Below are 3,551 nucleotides of genomic sequence, written 5' to 3'. Positions count from 1 at the left end.
ATTTATCTACAATTTTAGACGGCTCAACTAATGAAATTTTAGCTTACCATGTTTCAGAACAGATGACATTAGAGCTCGTAACGACAACTCTCCATAAACTAAAAAGGAATCAGCGGATTCAATTGACTGAAGGTGCTTATATTCATTCGGATCAAGGATCCCACTACACAAGCCCTACCTATCAAAAGCTAGTCAAAAAGCTAAATCTTGGACAATCCATGTCAAGAAGAGGAAACTGTTGGGATAACGCCCCACAAGAATCGTTTTTTGGTCATCTGAAAGATGAAGCTCATATAAAACCTTGCGCGTCCTTTAATGAATTGAAACAAGAGTATATGACGTATTATAATCATTATAGATATCAATGGAATTTAAAAAAGATGACTCCTGTTGGATGATATGATCCCCTTATAGTAGACAGTTGAAAGAAAGTTACTTTACTGTTTATTATGGAGGGGATTTTTTATGGGGAAAATTAGAAGAACTTTTTCAATTGATTTTAAAATGAAAGCTATTGAATTGTACTCACATAGAGGAATTGGAAGCAATTTACTTGGAAAGGAATTGGGAGTTACATATTCAGTTATAGATAGATGGATTAAAAAATATGAAAATGAGGGGATTCTGGGCCTACAAGAAAAACGTGGAAGATCTAAACAAACAAATGAAGTCAGTCAAGACGCTAGAATACAACGATTAGAAGCGGAAAACGAATACTTAAAAAAGCTATTAGCTACGAAAAAGGAGATGAGGTCAACAAAAGTAAATCAGTAGAATACGAAGTCATTCATACCTTAAAACAGAACTTTTCAATTGTATTGCTTTGTGAAATTGCAGGTGTTTCAAGAAGTGGATATTATAAGTGGGAAAAAAGAATCAACGATCCCTCTGAAAAGATGAAAGAGGATCAATTTATCATGTCTAAAATAGTAGAATGCGAACGAGATCCAGATATAAATGGAAGCTATGGTTACCGAAGAATTTGTATATGGCTCAAAAAGTATTATGGTTTACAGATAAATCACAAAAGAGTATATCGTTTAATGAGGAAAATGGGGATACAAGCTAAGATTCGAAAGAAAAAGTGGAGGCATTTTGGTTTAAAAGAACAATGCGTCGTGTCGGAAAATCTGTTAAACAGAGAGTTTTCAACTACAAGACCAAATGAAAAATGGGTTACAGATATAACCTATCTTACCTTTAACAATAAGCGCATATATCTTTCCGTGATACTAGACCTTTACAATAACGAAGTTGTGGCCTACCAAATGAGCGAATACAACAATTTAAAATTAGTTACAGACACAGTCAATAAAGCCTTAAGAAAAAGAAAAGTCCACGAAACAGTATTACATAGCGACCGAGGTTATCAGTATACGTCAAAAAAATATAACCAATTACTTAAAAAGCACAAAATAACTGTGAGTATGTCTAGGAGGGGAAATTGTTACGATAATGCATGTATAGAGAGTTTTTTTAGTCATTTTAAGGCAGAATGCTTTTATAGACATACGTTTCATGAAAAAGCAGAAGTTTTTAAGGCTACTAAAAGATATATGGGCTATTACAATAACAAAAGATTTCAAAAAAGATTAAACAACCTTAGTCCTATTGAATTTGGAACTAAGGCTGCTTAATGAAAAGACACCTAATCTATTACTGTCTACTTGACAGGGGTAAGACCAGGATACAGAAATCATCTTCTTGATGTTGCCTAACTTTTTTCAAAATGTCCTTTACAAAGGGTACAGATTACATGTCTGCATTCTTTTTTATTGTGCCTTAGCTACAATAGATAAAGTATTTAAGTATTTGTAATAAAGATAGGTGTATACATCTATCAACTTAGATTTAGGACAATTTCTCCATTTTTCAAGCGAAGAGAATATTTAGTTTATATATTTGTATAGTGAGAATTAAAGTTTAGAATATTCTGTGTCAATATTATCAATTTACTATGGTTTACAATTATGTAAAAATAGAACTGATTATAATTTTCCGTAAATAGTAGATTTAAAGCTATCATAAGGTAATGTGAGCATTTATAGCCTACTTATAAACGGTGACTGGGGATACAGATTGGGATCAAGTACTGATAGAATTTATCAAACGAAATGAGGTGACTGTAACTTGAGAGAAATTGCGAAAAAAGTACAAATGATACGTTTACAGGAGGAGCATTTTGGGCGTAGGGCAGACGTAGAACAGTATTCTGCCAAGCGATGTAAAATAGAACGAGAGAGTTTTAAATTAGAAAAAAATAGAGTTAAAAAACGAACTCAAAAATTTCAAACGACAGAAGAAAAATGGGACACAAAATGTAAAAAAGCAGTACAATTATTTAATCAAGGAGAGGAATATCCAGCTATTGCAAAAAAACTGAGGTGCAATGTGAGTAGTTTGTATAGAGAACTTAAGAAACGGGGCGCATTACAAATACCAAAGCAGGTAGCAGCATCTAAATCATTAAAATCACCCATAACATCTACACAAACAAAAAAAACGAATTTCGAACGATATAAAGAATATTATATGTATAAATAGAAGAATTCATGGCTATAAATCTATACTTGATTCTTTAGTATTAACAAGCTCAGATTATAAAGGATACAATGAAAAAATGCATATTTAGCAGCGAATCTTCTTATAATATTAATAGAACATCTTTTTATTTTTTTAGGATATTTATTCTCTGATGATAACACCCAACAAATATTGAAGATTATTACCTGTTGCTTACATCAAGAAAATATTCATAAAACTGAATCCCGACTTATATTTGTTGAGTGGTTGGGTAAGAAGAGGGTTCTTTTGCAAACGTTATAATAAGAATCATTTGTCTAAAGTAAAAGAATCCCCAGGTTATAAAGGATTCTTTTAGAAGGGTTAGAGAGCTGTTGTTACTTGTCTTATATTCATTTTACGTACAATAGCGAGAATATTCAATCTGATTTTATGTTTCTCAATATATTTTGTTCGTTTTTATATTATAATATAGTTAATTCTTTTTATTTATGTATATCTAGCTATATCTCTTTCTGAGGTGAATCCTTTTACTAAGGATTCCTTTTTTGTTGATTCATATATTAATATAATCTAAATAAATTTTGAAATGTAGTAAATTAATAATGAAATACTGGGGTACGTGATAGTCTATACAGCAACTGTTGAAATGGCTTGCTTATAAAGGAATTGTTGTTTTCCATTGCTGGAGATCAACACTGAAAATTTATCCACTGCAATAATGATTCCAGGTATTCTAACTCCGTTGATTAGAAAAATATTTACTACTCTTTTTTCTTCAATTAAATTTTTATAAAAATTGTCTTGTGAATACATTATTAGCATCCTCATCTCTATAAATAGTCTAATCTTTTTATGAATGTAATGGTGTAATTATAACATTTTTATGGAGATTCTTATAAAATATAAAAGCCCTCACTAATATGTAATACTGAATGAATGATTGTTATTAATTATATAGTATTAATACACGACGACGTATGTTGTTTAACAACGTAATTTAAAGGTGTATCAACAATTTGGTTGAT

At 30.8% G+C, this 3,551-nt stretch carries 5 protein-coding genes; 4 read left to right on the top strand and 1 reads right to left on the bottom strand.

All coding sequences use genetic code 11. The features are described from left to right. From ACS2CR_RS33740 to ACS2CR_RS33725, 4 genes are all read left to right on the top strand, one after another. On the top strand, positions 1-398 hold a 398-nt coding region (locus ACS2CR_RS33740; protein ID WP_438906152.1), incomplete at its 5' end, for a DDE-type integrase/transposase/recombinase. 67 nt (positions 399-465) lie between these two features. After that, positions 466-774, top strand: a complete 309-nt coding sequence (locus ACS2CR_RS33735) for a helix-turn-helix domain-containing protein (protein ID WP_309567699.1) — start codon at positions 466-468, stop codon at positions 772-774. After that, entirely contained in the window at positions 696-1,637 is a 942-nt protein-coding gene (locus ACS2CR_RS33730; RefSeq protein ID WP_309567703.1) for an IS3 family transposase, read from the top strand. The genes ACS2CR_RS33735 and ACS2CR_RS33730 overlap by 79 nt, the downstream gene beginning before the upstream one ends. Positions 1,638-2,130: 493 nt before the next feature. Further along, entirely contained in the window at positions 2,131-2,544 is a 414-nt protein-coding gene (locus tag ACS2CR_RS33725) for a hypothetical protein (protein WP_309567698.1), read from the top strand. Between the two features lie 609 nt (positions 2,545-3,153). On the opposite strand, the gene hfq is transcribed toward ACS2CR_RS33725, so the two are convergent. Then, positions 3,154-3,339 carry an RNA chaperone Hfq gene (gene hfq / locus ACS2CR_RS33720; RefSeq protein WP_309567697.1) on the bottom strand — a complete coding sequence of 62 codons (186 nt, stop codon included), beginning with the start codon at positions 3,337-3,339 and terminating at the stop codon, positions 3,154-3,156. Positions 3,340-3,551: the final 212 nt, after the last annotated feature.

It is taken from the genome of Bacillus cereus group sp. BceL291 (assembly GCF_051776705.1).
In the GTDB taxonomy this organism is placed as follows: domain Bacteria; phylum Bacillota; class Bacilli; order Bacillales; family Bacillaceae_G; genus Bacillus_A; species Bacillus_A cereus.
The sequence above is the reverse complement of the archived record's forward strand: the minus strand, read 5'-3'. Positions and strand labels throughout refer to the sequence as shown.

Coding starts and splice junctions, on each gene's coding strand:
- ACS2CR_RS33735 (WP_309567699.1), top strand. CDS start 466: ATGGGGAAAATTAGAAGAACTTTTTCAATTGATTTTAAAATGAAAGCT.
- hfq (WP_309567697.1), bottom strand. CDS start 3,339: ATGTATTCACAAGACAATTTTTATAAAAATTTAATTGAAGAAAAAAGA.